The sequence below is a fragment of the Desulfoluna spongiiphila genome, from assembly GCF_900101345.1.
Taxonomy (GTDB): domain Bacteria; phylum Desulfobacterota; class Desulfobacteria; order Desulfobacterales; family Desulfolunaceae; genus Desulfoluna; species Desulfoluna spongiiphila.
Window position 1 is genome coordinate 726,954 of the sequence record NZ_FMUX01000001.1, and the last position, 1,504, is coordinate 728,457.

Annotated in this window: 3 protein-coding genes; all 3 read right to left on the reverse strand. The window is 56.6% G+C overall.

Translation table 11 applies throughout. The features are described from left to right. Window positions 1–332, reverse strand: a 332-nt coding sequence (locus tag BLQ12_RS03110) for a hypothetical protein (protein WP_217640225.1), incomplete at its 3' end; no start/stop codon positions are given. Next, window positions 329–532, reverse strand: a complete 204-nt coding sequence (locus tag BLQ12_RS03115; RefSeq protein ID WP_092208093.1) for a tail protein X — start codon at window positions 530–532, stop codon at window positions 329–331. The genes BLQ12_RS03110 and BLQ12_RS03115, both read right to left, overlap by 4 nt. Then, window positions 525–1,504: phage tail tape measure protein (locus BLQ12_RS03120; RefSeq protein ID WP_092208095.1), on the reverse strand; the 980-nt coding region annotated here is incomplete at its 5' end. The genes BLQ12_RS03115 and BLQ12_RS03120, both read right to left, overlap by 8 nt.

Here is a 1,504-nt window from a genome sequence, read left to right on the forward strand (position 1 = left end):
GCCGTGGAAGTCATGGAGCTGATGGCCTTCATGGTCACGATGGCAGGAGGCCCGCTTGATGTGATGTCATCCACCTGAAAGGATCCGCAGGAAAGTGAAAGACCCCCCAGGTCGCCCCATGCCGAGCACTCAATCTCCGCCTTTACCCGGGAGCCCTTCTCAGGAAACCAGTCTCCGGACCAAAGCCCGGCAGTGTCCTCCAGGGTGACCTGAAGATCATCCGCCTTGCCCGATGAAAAATCGGAATAGGTCATGTTCTTTAAATAAGGTGAGATCTCTTTTGAGATGTCCTTGCCTTCAAAATTCAGGTTCAGTCGTGCTTTTCTCATCATGCTTTCCAGGGGGGTAAAACGGTTTCGGTTCTCTTTTCCGTGTCCGGGATCACCAGCTCAATCCCTGCGCTGAAGACCACGGTCTCCCGGTGCTCCGGGTTGACCGCAATCAGCCGGGCCATGTGCATCTCGCTTCCCATGCGGGTCAGGGCGATGGCATCCCACATGTCGCCCTGCCGTGTGGTGTATGAATCAGGCAAACGCGCGCCTCCTGTCGTCGTGGTGAATATCCGTCATAACCTTCCGGACTCGCTCTTCGCTCTCCATCATGCTCTGATCCGCCGCCGCCTTGACTTCGGCAACGTTGGAGCCGTTGGCCGTGATATTAATCTGGGGTTTGTACTCAATAGCGGTGCTGGAACTGTTCATGGCCGCCGGGGAAACCTCTGGAAATTTCACAGGGGCCACGCCCTGGCTCTGTCTCTCAGGGAAAGGCACCACATTATCCGGGGGCGTGGGAATGTTCCCGGCGACATTGCCCACCTTTGCCGCCTTTTCTGCTGTTTCAGTGTCTTCATCACTCCCGAAGCCAAAAAAGCGGCCTCCGATTTTCATGAATTTCTTGATCTTTCCCCATATGGAGTCCACCAGCTTCTGGAACGGTTCGAACTTCTTGTAAAGAACAGCACCAAGCCCCACCAGGATGGCCACACCGCCGACAATCAACCCGATGGGGTTGGCGTTCAGAGCCACGTTCAAGGCCCATTGTGCTGCTGTCATGGCATAGGTGCCGATGGCTGCTGCCTTCTGAGCAGCTGAAAGGGCCACGGTTTTAATCGTTGAAGCCGACATGCAAAGATTCACCAGCTGATACATTTTCTTAGCCTGGAGCAGGCCGCTGCTGACAAAGGTCCAGGCGTAGCCACCCGCCACAGCTGCGGTGGTCAAAGCAATGGTCCCGCCGGTGAGGATTCCCACCACCTTGGTGAGGTTGGGGAACTTTTCGGCTGCTGCCGTCAGGCCCCGCGTAACAAAGGCAAGGCCATGGGCCGTGGCAGTGATCACCGGAGTCAGGGTATTGCCGAAGACAATGGCAAGGCCCTCCGCAGCAGAGCCCAAACCCTTCATGGCCCCCACGGTGGTGTTGTCCATCACCTTGGCGATGGATTCAGCCGTGGCTTTTCCTTCCCTGACTTTCTTGACGTATGCCTCAATGCCGTCTTCACCGGCCT